This window comes from Edaphobacter sp. FHG110511_03 (genome assembly GCF_059115365.1).
In genome coordinates this window covers 357,230-375,821 of record NZ_JBZYWL010000005.1, presented here as the reverse complement: position 1 = coordinate 375,821, position 18,592 = coordinate 357,230, and the positions used below count along the sequence as shown (strand labels likewise).

The following is an 18,592-nucleotide window of genomic DNA, read 5'->3' as shown; positions in this document are numbered from 1 at the left end:
TAATGCAGAAAGCACAGAAAATTACAGACCTGGTGGGCTATACGCCGATGGTGCGTCTAGCGGCGCTTGAGCCGAACGGCGGAGCTGAGATATGGGCGAAGCTGGAATATCTGAATCCCGGCGGAAGCGTAAAGGATCGCGCGGCGCTGGGAATCGTACTCGATGCCGAACGTCGCGGGGTGCTGCGTTCAGGCTCCACGATCGTTGAGGCAACAGCGGGCAATACCGGCGTTGGATTGGCACTCATCGGCGTCAATCGCGGCTACAAGGTTGTACTGTATGTTCCCGAGCAGTTCGCCGAGGAGAAGTGCATTCTGATGCGTGCTCTGGGTGCGACGGTGATCCGCACTCCCGAGTCCGAAGGCATGGCAGGTGCGATTCGTCGGGCACTTGAGTTTGAGCGCGAGACCGAAGGCGCGTTTGCCGCGCTGCAGTTCGAGAACCCGGCCAATCCTGACTTCCACGAGCAGACCACGGCGGTCGAGATCTGGGAGCAGATGGAAGGCAGCGTAGATGCGTGGATTTCGGGCATCGGCTCTGCAGGAACCTTTACCGGAGTCGCACGGTTTTTGAAACGGCAGAGCGCGGAGATTCTCTGCGCCGCGGTCGAGCCGCAGGGCAGTGTGTTGCAGGGTGGAGAGCCAGGCAAGCACGAGGTTGAGGGAATTGGTGTGTCGTTCATTCCTGCGACGTTCGATGCGAGTGTCTGCGACCGGGTGATTCGCGTGATGGATCCTCCTGCCTTTGAGATGGTCAGGCGATTGGCTTCAGAGGCTGGTGTCTTCGGCGGTTCGAGTGCGGGTGCGATGGTCTGCGCTGCGGTTGAGGTTGCCGGCGAACTGGGAGCGGGGAGACGTGTGGTTACGGTGATTCCGGATTCGGCGGAGCGGTATCTATCGAAGGGGATTCTGAGTTGAGCCAGGTGGTGAGCGAACCACAGATCCTTCGACTGCGCTGCGCTTCGCTCAGGATGACACGATCAAAGAGAGCAGGGAGAGATGGCTGAGAAGAAAATGGGATTTGCGACGCGTGCGATTCATGACGGCCAGGACCCGGAGAAGGTGACTGGAGCGGTGAATGTTCCGATCTTTCTGACTTCGACTTATCAGCAGGAAGAGATTGGCAAGAACAGGGGCCACGAGTATGCGCGGCTGACCAATCCCACGCGCGATGCCCTTGAGGAGAGCCTTTGCTCGCTTGAAGGAGGAACCAGCGCGCATGTCTTCGCCTCCGGCATGGCCGCGATTACGGCGATGCTGACCATGATGAAGACGGGCGATCACGTGGTGTGCTCGGACAACGTGTACGGCGGGACACAGAGGGTCTTCGACAAGGTGCTGGCGAACTACGGACTGACATTCACCTATGTTGATACGTCGGTGGCCGGGAATGTGGCGGCGGCGATTCGTCCGGAGACAAAGCTGGTCCACATCGAGACGCCGACAAATCCGATGATGGCGATCACCGATATTCACGCGGTCGCGAACATCTGCCATGAGAAGAGCATAGAACTAAGCGTGGACAACACCTTTCTGTCGCCTTACCTGCAGCAGCCGATCGCGTTGGGCGCAGATATCGTGATGCATTCGACGACGAAGTTTCTGAACGGCCACTCGGATGGACTCGGCGGTGTTCTTGTCTGCACGAAGCCGGAGCAGGCGGAGCGGTTCCGGTTTGTGCAGAAGTGCACCGGAGGAATTCTCTCTCCTTTCGAGAGCTACCTGCTTTTGCGTGGCGTAAAGACGCTGGCGGTACGGATGAAGCAGCACGACGCAAATGGCCGCGCGGTGGCGGAGTTTCTGGCGCAGCACAAGGCGGTGAAGAAGGTCTTCTACCCCGGGCTGAAGGACCATCCCCAGCACGAGCTGGCCAAACGGCAGCAGAGCGGGTTCGGGTCGATGATCTCGATTGAGTTGGGCTCGCTGGAACGGGCGAACGCGTTCGCAAAGCGGCTGCGGCTCGGGCTGCTGGCCGAGTCCCTGGGCGGCGTGGAGACACTGGTCTGTCATCCGGCGACGATGACCCATGCGGCAGTGGGGCCGGAGGGCCGTGCTCGGCTGGGAATCACCGATGGACTGATGCGGATCTCGGTCGGGATCGAGGATGTGGAGGACATCATCGCGGACCTGGACCAAGCACTGGGTTGGTAGCCCCTACTGTTTTGTGTCAAAGTCTTGATTCTCTTGAAGTTAGGCTTGGACTTGGTTTGTAAAGTATTCATAATACGCGAGTTAGTTTTCAAGATTTAGAAAGCAAATAAGTTAGCCAAGAAAAGGCCCCGATCTCCGGGGCCTTTTCTTCTTATTCTCTGAATCCAGTTTAGCAGGCGGAAGAGGGTGAATCGGCACATCGGATGGCGATATAAAGCTTTTATTATGTGTTATTTGTATGGATTTATGAGGTTTTTGGGCTTGACAACCGTTTTGGCGTCGATCCAGCGGTAGTCGCTGCGCCCTTCGGGCTCCGCTCGAGCCTACGGCAGTGCGGTTCGCCGCTTTTAGCGGCGGGCTTTTAGAGGGCCAAGGCTGAAGCCTTGGCTTACCTAGAAGCGAGAGATGACCTTGCCTAGAAACAAGATGGCTTAGCTAGAGGGCTACTTAGAAGCAAGAACTGTGGGTCTATAGAAAGATGTTGACTGAGAATACGTACGAGCGTATTAAAACTTCATGAGCAGACCTTCCCTTCGCGACGACATTCTCAACGCCGGTCTCAAGGTGATGTTTCATTCGGGATATCAGGGAGCTACGGTACGCGATATCTGTGCGGCCGCCGAGGCTCCGCATGGTTCTTTCACCAATCACTTCCGCTCCAAGGAGTTGTTTGCCCAGGAGGTTCTGGACCGCTATTTTGCAGACCTTCAAGGGTATGTCAACGAGGCTTTGGGGGACAGGTCCCTTACTCCCCGGCAGCGGTTGAGGCGGTATCTGGACATCATCAGCAGTGTTCTGGAAGCCGACCACTGGAGTCGCGGATGCCTGATCGGCGATTTCAGTCTTGAGACGACCTCGCAGAGCGAGAGGCTGCGCACGCGGCTGGAGAAGATCTTCGAGGAGTGGCGCGCTCCGTTTGCCGCATGCATTGGAGAGGCGCAGGATGCCGGGGAGATCGATAGAACGTTCGACCCTATGGATCTTGCCGAGTTTCTTCTGGCTTCGTGGGAGGGAGCGATTCTGCGCATGAAGGTGGAGCGGGGGCCTGCGGCGCTCGAGCGTTTTAAAAAGATTGTCTTCCAAACCGTATTCAAGGAGTTGAGATGACTGTTTTGGCTGATGCTGCTTTGCCGCAAGTCAATGTCCTAGGTTCTACGATGGCGTACCGGGAGGCGGGAGATCCCGAAGCTCCGGTTGTGCTCTTTCTGCATGGGAACCCGACCTCGTCGTACATATGGCGGAATGTTCTTCCTCTGGTCGCGCCGGTGGCGCATTGCATTGCACCGGACCTGATCGGGTTCGGCCAATCGGGAAAGCCGGAGATCGAGTATCGGTTTGCGGATCATGTGCGGTATCTCGATGCGTTTCTTGAAGAGGCTGGAATCGAGTCGGCGTTCGTTGTGGCGCAGGATTGGGGAAGCGGATTGGCATTTCACCTGGCGGCTCGGAGGCCAGAGTTTATCCGTGGGCTGGCTTTCATGGAGTTCATACGGCCGATGCCTACGTGGAATGATTTTCATCCCGATCAGATCGAGACCTTCCAGAAGTTCAGGACTCCCGGGGTTGGTGAAGAGATGATTCTTGAAAACAACGTCTTCGTAGAAGGGGTTCTACCCGCGGCGACCGCGCGAAAGCTAACGGAGGAGGAGATGTCCGTGTATAGAGCGCCATTTCCGACGCCTGAGTCGCGCCTGCCGACGTGGCGGTTTCCGAATGAGCTGCCGATTGCGGGAGAGCCAGCGGATGTGTACTCCACCATAGAAGAGGCGCATGATGCGCTGGCGCAGTCGTCTTATCCGAAGCTGCTTTTCGTCGGCGATCCGGGCGCGCTGATATCACCTGCCTTTGCGGAGAGCTTTGCGAAGGGACTCAGGAACTGCAGAGTGGTTCGGCTCAGCTCTGGACTGCACTACCTGCAGGAGGATCATCCTGATGTGATCGGGGTCACGATCAAGGAATGGCTCCTTGAGCACGGAATTGGGGAACACGGAATTGGGAACAAGGAATTGGGAATAACGGATTGGCTCCGCGCCAAAGTTGAAGCAGTGAATAAGCCAAGATGAGACGGGATGGATTTTCGACCCCGTCTCAGAAGGCATATTTAAATCCTCCGTCCGGGAACCGTGGCATCTGGTCCTGGGCAAGGACGCCAGCTCCATTTGCTCGAGGTCGCCATTCATAAGAGTAGAAGTTGCTGGTTCCCAAAGCATTCTGCAGGCCAACATGCCAGGTAAGCGTTCCTCGCCTTACGGGGAGGCTCTGCTCCAGCCTGAAGTCCATTCGGCTATAGGCCGGTCCTCTAGATGCATTGATCTTTGAGAGGTCGTAGACATCCCGGTTCTGCGCTGTGCTCAGAGGAAGATTGTCCGGCGTGTAAGGCTTTCCCGAGGCCACGCTATAGCGGGATGACATCACCATGGTTTTTCCAAGGCGAAGATTTCCTGCGATGTTTGCGACAAAGGGTAGGTCGAAGCTGCCTCTACGAAGCACACCATCCAGTCCTGAGTACCAGCTTCTGGAATAGGTCACGGCACTGGTGAGGGTGAAGCGGGAAGACAATTTGCAATCCAATCCCAGTTCGACGCCTCGGGCCAGTCCCTGACCTTTGCTGGTCATGGGAAACATGAGAAAAGCCTGGCCGAAGGTGTTCGTGATATTCGCCAACGAAAGCTGCGGATAGTTGAGAGCAACCGGGTAATCCGAGTAACGCTTTTGATAGGCCTCGATGGAAAGCCGTATGTGTTGATAATGGACTGCTTCAAACCCGCCTGTGATATGCCGCGATCGAATCGGTTGCAACGAAGACTGGTTGTTGAACGAGAGAAGATAGAGCGATGGCGGAAGCTGCGCATACTCGGCATAGCCGACATGCGCGATTCTGCCGAAGATCGGCATTGCAAACAGGACCTTGGGAGTCCACACCTGGCTTCCCACGATCGCCCATTGCGAATACCTCTGGCCAAGCACTAATTTCATTCCGCGCGGAAGCAGGAATGAGGCCTGGCTATATTCCGCCGAAGAGAAGGTAGAAAAATCGCGATGGAACGACATCGCATTCACAGGTGTCGCGTTCTCGCTGTATGGATTTTGGAGTCCTAACGGTTGATTGAGCTGATAATTCGTCCGGTTTAAAGCTGTTCGGACGCCGGCTGTAATTGTCAGCCAGGGCTTTGCCTGCAGCGTTCCATCGTATTTTGCTCTTGTAATTCCGTCTCTTGTATCTTCCGCATACACCATCGCATTCGCCAGTAGCTGCGCATTTTCCCGTAGAGATTGCGATTGCTCCGAATTGGAAAGACTCAGAACCCCGAAGGATCGATTGGAAAAGACGTGCTGCCAGTTGAGTCCCGTCGTATTTCTCCATCCTTTGTAGGCGATGTCATAGGGATTTGTTTGCCATCGATTGTTGGGATCGGGATGGATCTTTATCGAGTCCACTCCTGTAAGAGAGAGCCCCCAGAAGTTATTTTTCTCGTCGACGTGCCTGTCCGCTCGAAAAAAACTGTTGCTGTAGATCGGTACGCCATTCATGCCGATATCATCGGTCAGCAGGTTGAGAACGCTTCGACGGCCGGAGAGAAACATCGATCCATTGCTACCCCAGGGCCGATCGATAGAGCCACCGGCTCCGGCCATTCCCAGTTCCACCTCGGCATGGGGGGGAGTTCGGCCATTTTTGGTGGTCGATATTTCGACGATCGCAGAAAGCCTCTGATCAAATTTGCTGTCGTAGGTATCTGTGTGTAACGTCATCTGCTGAATCGCTTTATTGTCGATCATGGAGACAAACCCTCCGGTCGTATCGGAGAGAGCGAGCTGATTGATCGACGGCATCTCGATGTTGTCGACGATAAAGAGAGTCTCCTGCGAGTTGCCGCCGCGAACGATAAAGTCATTGAACTTGTCGTTGTCGGATATGATTCCGGGCAGCATTTGCATGAATCGGGAGGGGTCGCCGAATGTTCCGGCAGAGGTCTCGATCTCTCTCGGACTGATTTTTCTTTCATAGCCTTCGCTGCTGTCGGCTGGTGTCGCGACCACTTTTATTTCTGTCTTTACGATTCCGACACTCTCTTTAGAAGGGTTCTCAGCCTGAGGTGTGGACGAGTTCGCGGTGGGAGATGCAGGCGGACTGGAAGAGTGCGAATTCTCCGCAACCTCTGTTTTGGCACACTCTGCAACGGCGCGGAGCGAGTCTTTCGGGCACGGTTTTTGGGCTTGCAGCGGAGTGGATATCGCGATTCGGTCGATGCTGGACGTGTTTGAACTTGTCTGTGTAAATGCACTCGGTGAGGTGAAGAGAAGCGTTGCAACAGCGCACAAACTGCTGGGAAATGGAGAAAAATTGTGGCTCGACATGGAGAAGGGACCCGGCTTTCTGGTTGAATTCGTGCGTTAACTGCTCCTTTGGGAGTTGACTCTCGTCGCAAATCTCCGCATGTGCACTGGGATAAAGCACGTTTACCCCCAAAAGTGCAAATGACGCAGAAGATCAACAGATCGGAGGCTATCTGGTGGTCGGTCAGAGGATTCAGGATGAGTGCAAATACTTTTGCCGGAGATAGGCAAACAGTCTCTTTGCGCAAGCGAAGGGGAACAGGTGAAATCCCATGCACACTTTTTGCGGTTTTATTCCCTGATCTGCTTCGCATCCGATCGCGTCAGAGGCCCTTCATCGTCCATCGGCGACAGCGCGGAAGGACGATGAAGGGCCAATGCCGTCAAGACAACATGGGCTGCTCCGGATCGTGAATGTAAAGCCGGTTTGCATTTGCCGGCGTCGCATCCTCGTCAGCTAGGCGATGCCTCGATGTTGAGGTTTTCGATCTTGTTGGCCAGATCCTGCTGGGCGGTTTGACGTTGCTGCTGGAGGGCGTCGAGGTCTTTGCGGAGGGTGGACAGCTGGTCCTCCTGCTGGTTGAGCTCTTCGGTGTAGCGCTTGGCCAGGGCTCGCTCTTCGGCAGTGCCTTTGAGAGCGGAGAGGTTTTCGCGGATGCGTTTCTGGTCCCCGGCGATCTGGTCGACCTGGGACTGTTTGGATTTGATCTGGGTATCGAGGGAGGCTACGGCGCGCTTGGCGGTGAAGACCGGTTCGAGTTGCTGACGGATGGCAGGATTGGCGTTGCGAAGGATGACGGTGAGTTGCTCATCGGTATTGTCAACGAGACGATAATGCAGCTCGAAGAGGCGACGCTGGCCGACGTGGAGGCGAACGGATTCGCCAGGAGCGGTGGCGACTCGAAAACGGTAGGCGGTGGGGGTGGTCTCGGCGGGTTTAGGGTCGGAGTCGAGGTTCCAGCCCTGGCGTATAGGCTGTTCGACGATGACAGTGCGGGCATCGGGGGCAGCGTTGTGGACGATGTACTCCATCTCGGAGACCTCGCTGGTCTGCTGTCGGAGGACGCCTCTGACGACGGAGAAGGAGAGGACACGCTGCGTGTTGTGAGAGTAGTCGGTCGTGACGGTGACGGCGGTATCGGCGGCGTAGGAGAGGAGGCGGCGCTCGTTGGGATGGATGGGGTCGATGAGACCCTCGCCTCCGAAGTTGCCGTTCTCAACGATGGAGAAGCTGCCTCGGTCGAGGGTGAGGTTGCTGTTGTTGGTGATCCAGAGGGCGCGCAGCGGGCGTGGTTGTGATGGCGACCAGAGAGTGACGCGTTCGGTGGGGATCTTTGCCTGGAGAATGGGGACGAGGGCGGACTCGTTTTTGCGGATGGTGACAGGGTCGGTGAGCTTGTACTCGAAGTAGTCGTCGAAGGCGGCGGTGGTGGTTTTCGGGACGATGGAGCTCACGGCGGCGGTCTCGTAGGCGATCATGGGCATGGCACGGCTGTTGACGGCGACGGTTTGATTGCTGAGGCTTTTATTCAGTTCAGGAGCGGAGCCTATGCCACCCATGACTCCACCGGGAACGCCGGAGCCGGAGCCCGCTCCTATGGCGAAGCCGGACATGCCTGCAACTCCTGCCATCTGAGGTTTCTCGATTGCGTCGCCGCTTTCGTGGGTCTGCGGCGTCAGCTGAGCGTCCTGGGCGATGGGAATGTCGGGGCGGCGGGAGTAGATGGGCTGGGAGAGAGGCTGGAGGAAGCTTTGCGGCGAGCCGGCGATGAGGGAGAGCTGGACGTTGGTCCAGTCGGTTCCTACGGTGTTGTCGACGACGGCCCAACCCTGCAGGGTTGCGGTTTGCGCGGTACTGGATGCGGGAGATGAGGTGAGGAGGATGCGGTAGGTGGACTTCCAGATGGGGACCTCGGAGATGTAGGAGACATGGAGGTCCCGGGTGCCGGTTCCGTTGTCTTCAAGGGTGAGGTGACGGAGGCCCTGGCTGCGGTTGTTGGCGATGAGCTCGAGGTAGCGGGTGAGGTCGGTGTGGAGGGCGGAGTCGAGGAGGCGGACCTGGGTGGAGGAGGTGAGCTCGAGAGTGCGCACGATGCCGGAATCGGAGATGACGGTGAGGAAGCGGCGTTCGGTGGAGGGCGCTCCGTCTTTGGCGCCGGGTATGGAGCGGATCTCCATGTTGAGGATGCGTCCTGTGAAGGATGAGCCGGTTCCGGTGACCTCGACGTGGGCTCCGCGAAGGGCGGCGTAGAGATCGGCAGCGGAGGGATCTTCGGAGAGGGCGAGGGGGAGAGCCTTGAGCTGCTGCTCGAGCGGGGTGGTAGAGTTGTAGCCCGCTCCGGAGATGCGGCCGCCGTTGAGGTCGATGGCGGTGAGGGATTGGAGGACGTCGTTGAGCTGCGCGGTGGTGAAGTCGATGGTGACGGACTGGTTGCCGGAGACGTGGCCGGAGTGCTCAAAGAAGCCGACACCGTTTTTGTAGAGAGCGACCCGGGTGACGGGGAGCTGGGTAGTCTTTTCGGTAGCGGTTCTGGAAGCAGTGCGCGATAGTTTCGGTACGGCCAGTACTTTGGTTGTGCTTTGGCCCGGAGTGGCGAGAGGGGCGGCGAGGGCAGCTGCAGAGAGAAACAGGGCAGGCAAAGCAGAAGGTCGCACAGGAGGCCTTTCACCCGTTAGGGCTGATGTTGCTGGGTTTATAGACCCCGAGGGAGCATGGAAGGTTCCCTGAAAGTGAGATTAATTTCGCGTAGGGAGAAGGGATCGGAGACAGAGATGTGGAGTGAGGAGTATGGTTTATGGTGATAGATGTATTAGTTTTGGTTATGAAGGAGTGAGGCGATGTTTCTGACCGACGAACAGGAGCAGCTGCGAAAGGAAGTGCGGGCGTTTGCGGAGAGGGAGATTGCGCCGCACGTCTCCGAGTGGGACGAGAAGAGCGAGTTTCCGCATGCGGTGGTGAAGAAGCTGGGAGAGATGGGACTGCTAGGCGTGATCTTTCCCGAGGAGCTGGGCGGCGCGGGGATGGGGTACGTGGAGTATGTAGTCGCGATTGACGAGCTGTCGCGCGTGGATGGAAGTGTGGGGATTATCGTGGCCGCGCACAATTCGCTGTGCACGAACCACATCATGCTGGCGGGAAACGATGAGCAGAGGAAGCGGTGGATTCCAAAGCTGGCGAGCGGAGCGTGGCTGGGAGCGTGGGGACTGACGGAGCCGGGGTCGGGAAGCGATGCGGGCGGAGCCAGGACGACGGCGGTGAAGCGCGGGGACAAATGGGTGCTGAACGGATCGAAGACCTTCATCACGAACGGGACCTATGCGAACTGCGCAGTGGTCCTGGCGGTGACGGATAAAGAGAAGGGCGCGAGCGGAGGGATTACGGCGTTCGTGGTGGAGAAGGGGACCAAGGGCTTTCGGCCGGGGAAGAAGGAGAACAAGCTGGGGCTGAGGGCGAGCGATACGGCGGAGCTGATCTTCGAGGAGTGCGAGATTCCGGAGGAGAACCAGGTCGGCAAGATCGGTGAAGGCTTCAAGGACGCGATGCGAGTGCTGGATGGAGGAAGGATCTCGATTGCGGCGCTGAGTCTGGGGATAGGGCGTGGCGCGCTGGATGCGGCGGTGAAGTACTCGCAGGAGCGGCGGCAGTTCGGCAAGACGATCTCGGAGTTTCAGGCGATCCAGTTCAAGCTGGCGGATATGGCAACGGAGCTGGATGCGGCGTGGCTGCTGACGATGCGGGCGGCGCAGATGAAGGATAAGGGTATGCGGGTGACGCGCGAGTCGGCGATGGCGAAGCTGTATGCGAGCGAGGCGGCATGCAGGATCTGCGATGAAGGCGTGCAGATTCACGGAGGCTACGGGTTCATCAAGGACTATCCGGCGGAGAAGTTTTACCGCGATGTGCGGCTGTGTCCGATTGGCGAGGGGACGAGCGAGATTCAACGGATGGTGATTGCGCGGGAGCTGCTGGGGAAGGCTCCCAGCCGAGGGTAGCCTCTCAAGGGCTGAAGCCGTGCCCTAACGGGACGGTTCAGCTTTGCGCGAATGGGCCCACCTTGGCGACGATGAAGCCGTCGCCAAGGTGGGGCACCCAGTATGCGGCACGACGTGTTTCTGAGGGGGAGAAGCAGATTTCTCCACTTCGCACCGGACGATGGAGCCGTCCGGCGCTTCCGGTCGAAATGACACTTCTTTTTTGGATATCGGCAGCCTGCGATTAGCAACCCGCAATGACGGACAACTTGTAAGCGTGCGTCCGCAAAGACGAGCGCGCGATCGCGACTGACAACACACAACTGTAACTGACAACTTGCTACCGCTACTTGTCGTTCTCTTCTTCGCTCTTGAGCCGGGGCAGCGAGATGCCTTTGCCCATGTTCAACAATCCGGTGCTGGCGTAGGTGAGGAGCTTTTCGCGGGTGTCGCTGATGTCGAGGTTGCGCATGGTGAGCTGGCCGATACGGTCTCGGGGGGAGAAGGTGGATTCTCCCTTTTCCATCGTGAGGCGCTCGGGCTTGAAGGTAAGGTTCGGGGATTCTGTGTTGAGGATGGAGTAGTCGTTGCCGCGACGCAGCTCGAGGGTGACTTCACCGGTGATGGCTTTGGCGACCCAGCGCTGGGCGCTCTCGCGCAGCATGATGGATTGGGGATCAAACCAGCGTCCCTGGTAAAGCAGACGGCCAAGCTTGCGTCCATTCTCTCGGTACAGCTCGATGGTGTCTTCGTTGTGAATGCCGGTGATGAGGCGCTCGTAGGCGATGTAGAGCAGGGCGAGGCCTGGGGATTCGTAGATGCCACGGCTCTTGGCTTCGATGATGCGGTTCTCGATCTGATCGCTCATGCCGAGACCATGACGTCCGCCGATGCGGTTGGCTTCGAGCAGCAGGTCCACCGCATCCGGGATTTCGGTGCCGTTCAGGGCTACGGGCCATCCCTCTTCGAAGCGGACGGTGACTTCCTCGCGTTTGACATCAACGTCGTCACGCCAGAATGCCGTTCCCATGATGGGGACAACGATCTTGGCGCTGCTGTTGAGGTGCTCGAGGTCTTTGGCCTCGTGGGTTGCGCCGAGGATGTTGGAGTCGGTGGAGTAGGCCTTCTCGGCGGACATCTTGTAGTCGAAGCCCGATTGACGCATGAACTCGGACATCTCCGCGCGTCCGCCCAACTCGTTGATGAAGTCGTCGTCGAGCCAGGGCTTGTAGATCTTGAGGTCGGGATTGACGAGGAGACCATAGCGGTAGAAGCGCTCGATGTCATTGCCCTTATACGTGCTGCCATCGCCCCAGATGCTGACGTCGTCCTCTTGCATGGCGGCGACGAGCATCGTTCCTGTGACCGCGCGTCCGATGGGAGTCGTGTTGAAGTAGGTGACTCCCGCGGTGGAGATATGGAACGCGCCGCATTGCAATGCGGCCAATCCTTCAGCGACCAGCTGCGGACGGCAATCGATCAGACGCGCCTTTTCGGCGCCATACTCCAGGGCTTTTCGTGGAATCTGATCGTAATCGGTCTCATCGGGCTGTCCCAGATTTGCGGTGTAGGCGTAGGGGATGGCGCCCTTGATCTTCATCCAGTGGAGCGCGGCGCTGGTGTCCAGGCCGCCGGAGAATGCAATACCGACCTTCTGACCGGATGGAAGATGCTGAAGAATATTCGACAATGTCTGGTCCTGAAAAAGCAGATTTGAGGGAGTGCTCTTTAAGTATCCCTGCTGGTTTAAGGTCGGGTCAACTTTTCTGAGGGTGATTCGGTTTCAATGCGATGAATAGAGACTGGTGGTGGCAGTCTGGGGGGGCGATTTGCCAACATCCATGACGCTTCGATCAAAATACAGGGATTCCTCGACTGCGGCCTTCGGCCTCCGCTCGGAATGACGGATTTGAGAGGAGTTCGTAAATGAAAGAGATCAGACTTCGAAGTTTTCCCAGCGTTCGCGGAGCCGGTCGACGAGGGAGTCGAATTGTGGGGTTTTGCGGATGGGAGTGAGGAGCGGATCCCATCGGCTGATCATGGGGTAGTTGATAAAGCCCTTGCTCATCGCCGTGTTGATCCAGGAGAGAGATTTTTCGGTGTCGCCGACGAGGGCGAAGCACTGGGCGAGGTTCCAGGAGTAATGCGGGTCGTGCTCGGAGATCTGGAGGAGCTCGCTGGTGGCCGCTCGGTTGAGCCCTTCACGATCGCCGACGAGGGCGGCCTGCATGACGGCTCCCAATTGAGAGAAGAAGTGGACCGGGTCGATCTGCTGGATGGCGCGGAACTGCGCAATCGCCTCTCCGTCACGGCGCAGAAGGGCGAGGATCTGTCCTCGGCACCAAAGCAGCATGGTGTTGGAGGGGTCTAGGCGGATGGCATCCTCGAAGGACGGGAGAGCATCGGCGAACTCGCCTCCCATGAGCGAGAGCAGGCCGGGGATGAAGCGGTAGACGGGAGTGAGGGGGTCGATCTCCAGGATGCGGCGCGCGAGCGGCATGGCGGCGTGGGCCTTGCCGCTGAGTCCGCAGACGGCCGAGTACCAGCTGAGGGTGTCGGAGTCGTTGGGGTCGGCTGCGATAGCGCGTTTGAGAAGATGGACGGCGCGCTGGCTGTCGCCTTCCTGAACGCTGATGAGCCCGAGGAGACGATGGGCGTGGGCGGAGTCGGGGTCGATTTCGAGAGCCTGATTGGCACAGTCGCGCGCCTTGGCAAGGTAGTCGGTGTCGGAGGAGATTCCGGCGTTGATGTACTGCCAGTAGACCTGCCCTTTGGCGGCGAGCAGAAGAGCGTTTTTACCGACGATGCCCTCGCCGGTGTCGAGATATTCGAGCGCGCGGGCTAGGGCGTCCTCGGAGTAGTTCAGGATCTCGTGCTTCGCCATCAGGTAGTAGCGATATGCCTCGACGTCCGGCAGGGGGCGCTCATGCATATGTTGATCCTCGGCAGGTGTGAGCTTGATCTTAAGGGCCGTGACGATCTGGCGCGAGATGTTTTCCTGGATGGCGAAGACGTCATCCAGGGTGCCGTTGTACTTGTCGGCCCAGAGCAGGGACTGGCTCTCGGGATCGATGAGCTGAGCGGTGACCCGGATATTCGTCTTGCCGTCGCGCGGGGTGTTGTTCAGCCGGACCGATCCTTCAAGGACATAGCGAACGTTGAGGTCGCTGGCGATCTTGCGGGGGGAGTCGTGGGTTCCCTTGAGCTGCATGGCGGAGGAGCGGCAGATGATGCGCAGGGCGTGGACGCTGGAGAGATCTGTAATGATCTCTTCGGTCAGGCCGTCGCAGAAGTAGTCCGCGCTTTTGTCAGCGGGGGCAGTGGTGAAGGGGAGAACGACGACGGAGGGCGAGTCCACGCTGTTGCGGTAGTCGACGACCAGAGTCGGGAGGGTAACGGTGTACCCGGAGCTGGAGCGAACCTGCGAGAAGGGCTCGAGTGCCGCGATGAACTTCGCGGCGTCCTGAAAGCGTTGCGTGGGATCTTTGGCGAGCGAGAGATCGACGAGCTGGAGAAGCGGCTCGGGAAGATCGGCGCGGTAGTTGCTGATCGAGCGAGGACGCGTGTGGAGGATGGAATCGAAGACGGCATACGGCGTGTTGCCGGGAAAGGGAAGGGTGGCCGTGAGCATCTCGTAGAGGACGACTCCGGCGGCCCAGAGGTCGGCACGATGGTCGACGGGGCGAGAGAGGACCTGCTCAGGCGCCATGTAGGCGATGGTTCCCACGAGAACGCCAGTCTCGGTGAGGGCGCGGGAGATGTGGGGGCGCCGGGCCAGGCCGAAGTCGACGATCTTGACCTCGCCTTCGGGATTGAGGATGAGGTTGGAGGGCTTGATATCGCGATGGATGATGCCCTTGCCGTGAGCGTGGTGAAGTCCGGAGAGGAGCTGGATTGCGATCCAAGTTGCGGAGGGAAGATCGAGAGGGCCACGCGTGATGCGCTGGGCGACGGTCTCGCCTTCGTAGTACGCCATGACGAGGATGATCTGGCCGTCGGGGAGTTCCTCGATGTGATGAATGCGGCAGATATTGGGATGGTCGAGAACGCTGGCGGCGCGGGCTTCTTCGAGAAGGCTGCGTTTGTGCGCGGGGTCGGTGAGAGCGGACGGGGCGAGACTCTTGAGCGCGACGGTGCGGTGAAGCAGAAGATCCTCTGCCTTGCAGACGATCCCCATTGCTCCGGAGCCGAGGTGCTCAAGGACTTTGTAGTGCGAGATGGTCTGTCCTTCGATCATTTCCTGCCATGAGGTGCGTCTACGATGCCCTGAGAGTCCGAAGCCTGATCTCGGGGGAGGTGGCGTGAAGCGCCAGGAGCTCCTCGAAGACCGAGGCGACCGCATCGATGGTGTGAAAGGCGCTGAGCGCGATGTATTGTTGCTGCTCGTCGGAGAGCGGCATGGAATCGAGCGTGCGATTGAGATCCGCGATGTGGTGCGGGTCGTTATCGGCGTGCGCGATGAGACAACGGAAGGCGGTCGCGGGAAGCCGGGTTCGCTTGCGGATGGCTTCGAGCTGCTCGGTAAGGGGGGGATAGCCTTCGAGAACGATGAGATAGCCGAAGACGGTGACCGGATGGATATTCAGCGCCCAGAAATACTGGGCTCCCAGGAGGGAGACGACCGCGGGAACAGGTGTGGCCGATGCGACTTCGGCGGGGGAGATTCCGAGGGTTCCGATGTCGTCGAGCAGCCAGTCGTCGTGGTCCTGCTCCTCGACGATGTGCTGGTCGAGATAGGGAGCAACGATTCGGGAGACGGGATCGTCGGGAAGAGTGAGTGCGCGATCGCGGGCGATCCGCATAAGCTGGAGGCCACCCTGCATCACGCGATGGAGCTGGACCAGAAATACGGGCAGCAGTTGAGCGAGCTCCGGGTGGGTCCAGAACTCATCGCTGGCCGCATTGAGGCGTCCTTCGGCGAGATGGATTTTAGCCCAGAGGAGATCGCTGTGAGACGAGTGCATAACCGTATTCCTGCGAGATTGAAGTTGCTTCCGCTGGAGGGGCCGCGAAGTACGATGCGGCTGCCCTCACGTGCGGGCATGTTGGATGGAATCCAACGGGTTATACGGGAAAGTTCGGTCGAGCACTGGCGCGGGTGGCGAGAGGCGCGTCACCCATCTTCTTGCGCAGCTTGATGAGGGTATTGACCTCAGAGGCGCTGAGCTTGTTGATGACCGTGTGATCGTGATCGGCAACATTCTCCTGGGGAATGACGCCGGCTGCGGTAAGACGCTCGATATTCGATGTCTTGGGGGCGGACTTCTTTACAGCTTTCTTCTTAGCCGGCGTTTTTTTTGCCGGAGCCTTCTTTACGGCTTTCTTCTTTGCTGCCTTCTTGGTTGCCACGGTGTTTCTCCTTTTCGGCGTGAGGTTCACTGACGCCAGACAAACGCTTACACGGCCCGGGAACAAACAGAAATGTTTTTGAAGCTGGGCCAATTGTATACGCGACAGATCAAAGCGCGTGAGGCTTTTGGCCTAACAGTGTCCTCTGTTTTCTGACAGGCTCTCAGAGGAAGCTATTCGATCCGGCAACGATGGCTCCGCGACAGAAACCATCTCAAAGGATGGAAGCTACTGTGGCTCAGATTTTGCCGGAGAGAGCTCGACGAAGTTGCGGCCGGCATAGAGGCGATAGCCGTGCGAGGCAGGCGCTGAAAGGATCTGGAGCGGAGTCGGCCGGGAAAGCGCGGTATCCCGGGTGGACGTGGCGGTGAAGAGGTCGTGGCCTCCAATATCCATCACCAGGAAGGTGTTGCCGGTGATGAAGCCGAAACCGTACGCCCCCGGTGCAAGCCGATGGCCGCCGATCTCGATGGGAGACTCCGTGATGAGATAGGCCTGGTATTTCTGCTGCACGGCGCTGGAGTAGCCAGAGGTGTCGACGAGCGTCGCGAGCAACAGAGCGTCTTTCGAGAAGCGGATGCCTGCCGAGTTGCGCGCCTGGATGGAGGCGCTCTGGCCACGGAAGAACACGCTTGCCGGCAGAATGGCACCGGCTTCGGAGGCATTGAGGATGGTCGAAGCACCGGCCGGCGACGGTGACTGAGCTAAGGCCAGTCCCGGCGCGAAGGCCAGAGGGAGGGTGAGGGCGAGATTAAGGATGTGGCGAAGCATACGCTTGCCATCCTAACTTCCGGCTTCGTCCGCCTGCAATGGAAAGGATGCGTAGGGTCGCTTTTATTCCATCAGGGTGTATCTTTGCCAGCCGCATGCCGGTGGAACCGACTGTGCTCTCCCGTCCAGAGAAGGTTGGTGCGGGTGGGAATGCCACGGGAGGTTCGGGAGTGATTGCGACTGATCCCGCTGATCCTGAGCTGGTACGCAACCGTCTCCGGGTCATAGTCGCGATAGAGAGAGGCGGCCGCGCGTCTTTTCGCGGCCTGTCCCAGAAGGCTGTTCATCTGAAGGTAAACGCCGTTAGTCCAGCCAAAACCGACGACATTGCTCTTGTACCCGGTGGCTACATCGACGTTTGCGGAGCCATTGACGACGTTGTACTTTTCGCGGATGGTGCCGTCGCGGAGAAAATTGTCGAGGATGGTCCCGGAAAACTTGGTGGCGATGCGATCGGCGTCGGAGGTGAAGCCATATTGTGCAAGGCCTTTCACTGTGATCCAGGTAGGGGGCGCCCAGCCGAAGGGCAGATCCCACTGGGTTCCGGAGTTGAGGTCGCTCATCGTGATACCGCCAGCGCGCTCCAGCAGGGGAAGGTGAAGACGAAGCGATGCGGCTTGCGCTGGGGACGCCACGCCGGCCCAGAGGGGATAGAAGGTGGTGATGTAGTTATAGCTGGAGGGCCGCCCGTTTACGAAGTCGTAGTCGTAGAACATGCCGGTCTTGGCGTTCCAGAGATATTTGTTGATCGCGGCCTTGCGGGCGGTGGCGCGGCGGTTCCATTGGGCTGCTTCGGCGGGACGATGAAGCAGGGTGGCGAAGTGGGCCATGTCCCGCTCGTACTTATAGAGCAGGCTGTTGAGACAGATGGGAGCAAACTGATCGGTGGACCCGCTAAAGGGGCCGAAGCGGAAGCTCGGGTCGAAGCCGGATTCGCGCATGGCCCGATCACCCCTGTAGAAGGCCGCGGTAAGCCGATGGCCGTCGACGTGGGCGGCGGCGCAGACCTTGGACAGGGTGACGTCACAGCTTGTTTTGGCGAGTTGAGAGGCCTGCTCTGGCGTGGGACTGTCAGGGGCTTCGAGAAGATAGTCGGCGTGGGCGCCGGGATGGTCGAGCAGCCATCGGATGACGTCGGGATAGTACATGCTGTCGTCGGCCATCTCGGGAACCGGACCGGTGCCGATATCGAAGTATCGGGCGAGACCAGTGTCGCCTGCCAGATGGGGCTCGGTGGTCCAGGTGGTGTAATCCCGTTTGGCGTAGTCATAGGCACGCGAGAGCCAGGCGTTGGTGACGGGATGTCCGGCGGGGTGCTCATACAGTTCGCGGATCATGGAGGTGAGGAAGGGGGGCTGCGAGCGGGTGAGATAGTACGTACGGTTGGCGTTCAGGACGGAGCCGTAGTTCTCGATCTCGAAGAAAAAGTTTTCGATCATGTTGCGCGCGAGATCGGTGCGCCGGTCGGCGACGAGGCCAAGGACGATGAAGTAGCTGTCCCATCCGTACATCTCGTTGAAGCGGCCTCCGGGCACGACATAGGGATGGGGAAGGTAGAGCAGGCCTTCGTCGGGAACGTCAGCGACGGTGACATCTCCCATATGGGAGATCTTCCGCGGCAGGTTGCGGACGTCGAGCTTGCACTGCTGCTGCATCGCGGCAACCGAGGAGGGAATCGTCATACCGGAAGGCAGGTAGAGGACCGGTGGTGTCGTGACCTTGGGATCGATGACCGATTTGCAGCTGAACATCGAGCGAGAGAGGGTATCCCATCCGTTGTGGATGTAAGAGAGAATCTTCGCCTTGTCCGCCGCCGAAGGGCCGGCAGACTGCTCCGTGGCCGCCGCAGCCAGACCGGGACAGAGAAACAACAGAAGAACGGACAGGCGAAGGAACTGCTTCATTCGGGAGAGTCTCCGCTACTGAATCAATCAAAATCTATTGATATTGTAGGCTGCGAGCGCCGGTTCCGGTTATGTCCCGGCAGCCAAGGGGATACCCGGCGAGCTTCT

13 protein-coding genes are annotated in these 18,592 nt (G+C 58.7%); 5 read left to right on the top strand and 8 right to left on the bottom strand.

Annotation, left to right across the window (positions count from 1 at the left end):
* Positions 1-2 precede the first annotated feature (2 nt).
* The 4 genes from AC5S26_RS21330 to AC5S26_RS21315 all read left to right on the top strand — a co-directional run bounded on the left by AC5S26_RS21330 (position 3) and on the right by AC5S26_RS21315 (position 4,213).
* Positions 3-917 carry a PLP-dependent cysteine synthase family protein gene (locus AC5S26_RS21330; protein WP_494186962.1) on the top strand — a complete coding sequence of 305 codons (915 nt, stop codon included), beginning with the start codon at positions 3-5 and terminating at the stop codon, positions 915-917.
* A gap of 81 nt (positions 918-998) precedes the next feature.
* Positions 999-2,150, top strand: coding sequence for a trans-sulfuration enzyme family protein (locus AC5S26_RS21325; RefSeq protein WP_494186961.1), 1,152 nt, complete (start codon positions 999-1,001; stop codon positions 2,148-2,150).
* A gap of 516 nt (positions 2,151-2,666) precedes the next feature.
* The gene (locus tag AC5S26_RS21320) at positions 2,667-3,257 is read left to right on the top strand and encodes a TetR/AcrR family transcriptional regulator (protein ID WP_494186960.1); all 591 of its coding nucleotides are present in this window, start codon (positions 2,667-2,669) and stop codon (positions 3,255-3,257) included.
* On the top strand, positions 3,254-4,213 hold the full coding sequence (locus AC5S26_RS21315; protein WP_494186959.1) for a haloalkane dehalogenase: 960 nt from the start codon (positions 3,254-3,256) through the stop codon (positions 4,211-4,213). Before AC5S26_RS21320 ends, AC5S26_RS21315 begins: the two co-directional genes overlap by 4 nt.
* 25 nt (positions 4,214-4,238) lie before the next feature.
* Here the strand turns inward: AC5S26_RS21315 and AC5S26_RS21310 are convergent, their stop codons facing one another.
* Both AC5S26_RS21310 and AC5S26_RS21305 read right to left on the bottom strand, forming a co-directional pair.
* Positions 4,239-6,191 (bottom strand): TonB-dependent receptor plug domain-containing protein, encoded by a 1,953-nt coding sequence (locus AC5S26_RS21310; protein ID WP_494186958.1) that lies wholly within the window; start codon positions 6,189-6,191, stop codon positions 4,239-4,241.
* Between the two features lie 750 nt (positions 6,192-6,941).
* Positions 6,942-9,143: a hypothetical protein gene (locus AC5S26_RS21305; RefSeq protein ID WP_494186957.1), complete on the bottom strand. Its 2,202-nt coding sequence runs from the start codon at positions 9,141-9,143 to the stop codon at positions 6,942-6,944.
* A 183-nt stretch (positions 9,144-9,326) separates the two neighbouring features.
* On the opposite strand from AC5S26_RS21305, the gene AC5S26_RS21300 reads away from it, so the two are divergent.
* Positions 9,327-10,481 (top strand): acyl-CoA dehydrogenase, encoded by a 1,155-nt coding sequence (locus tag AC5S26_RS21300; RefSeq protein ID WP_494186956.1) that lies wholly within the window; start codon positions 9,327-9,329, stop codon positions 10,479-10,481.
* Between the two features lie 325 nt (positions 10,482-10,806).
* Here the strand turns inward: AC5S26_RS21300 and argG are convergent, their stop codons facing one another.
* From argG to AC5S26_RS21270, 6 genes are all read right to left on the bottom strand, one after another.
* Complete coding sequence (gene argG, locus AC5S26_RS21295) at positions 10,807-12,150, bottom strand: argininosuccinate synthase (RefSeq protein WP_494186955.1); 1,344 nt, start codon at positions 12,148-12,150, stop codon at positions 10,807-10,809.
* Between the two features lie 246 nt (positions 12,151-12,396).
* The gene (locus tag AC5S26_RS21290) at positions 12,397-14,697 is read right to left on the bottom strand and encodes a protein kinase domain-containing protein (RefSeq protein ID WP_494186954.1); all 2,301 of its coding nucleotides are present in this window, start codon (positions 14,695-14,697) and stop codon (positions 12,397-12,399) included.
* Between the two features lie 19 nt (positions 14,698-14,716).
* The gene (locus AC5S26_RS21285) at positions 14,717-15,424 is read right to left on the bottom strand and encodes an iron-containing redox enzyme family protein (RefSeq protein ID WP_494186953.1); all 708 of its coding nucleotides are present in this window, start codon (positions 15,422-15,424) and stop codon (positions 14,717-14,719) included.
* Between the two features lie 100 nt (positions 15,425-15,524).
* On the bottom strand, positions 15,525-15,809 hold the full coding sequence (locus AC5S26_RS21280; protein ID WP_494186952.1) for an aroma-sacti cluster domain-containing protein: 285 nt from the start codon (positions 15,807-15,809) through the stop codon (positions 15,525-15,527).
* A 228-nt stretch (positions 15,810-16,037) separates the two neighbouring features.
* On the bottom strand, positions 16,038-16,580 hold the full coding sequence (locus AC5S26_RS21275; protein ID WP_494186951.1) for a hypothetical protein: 543 nt from the start codon (positions 16,578-16,580) through the stop codon (positions 16,038-16,040).
* Between the two features lie 71 nt (positions 16,581-16,651).
* Positions 16,652-18,484 carry a trehalase family glycosidase gene (locus tag AC5S26_RS21270; protein WP_494186950.1) on the bottom strand — a complete coding sequence of 611 codons (1,833 nt, stop codon included), beginning with the start codon at positions 18,482-18,484 and terminating at the stop codon, positions 16,652-16,654.
* Positions 18,485-18,592 lie beyond the last annotated feature (108 nt).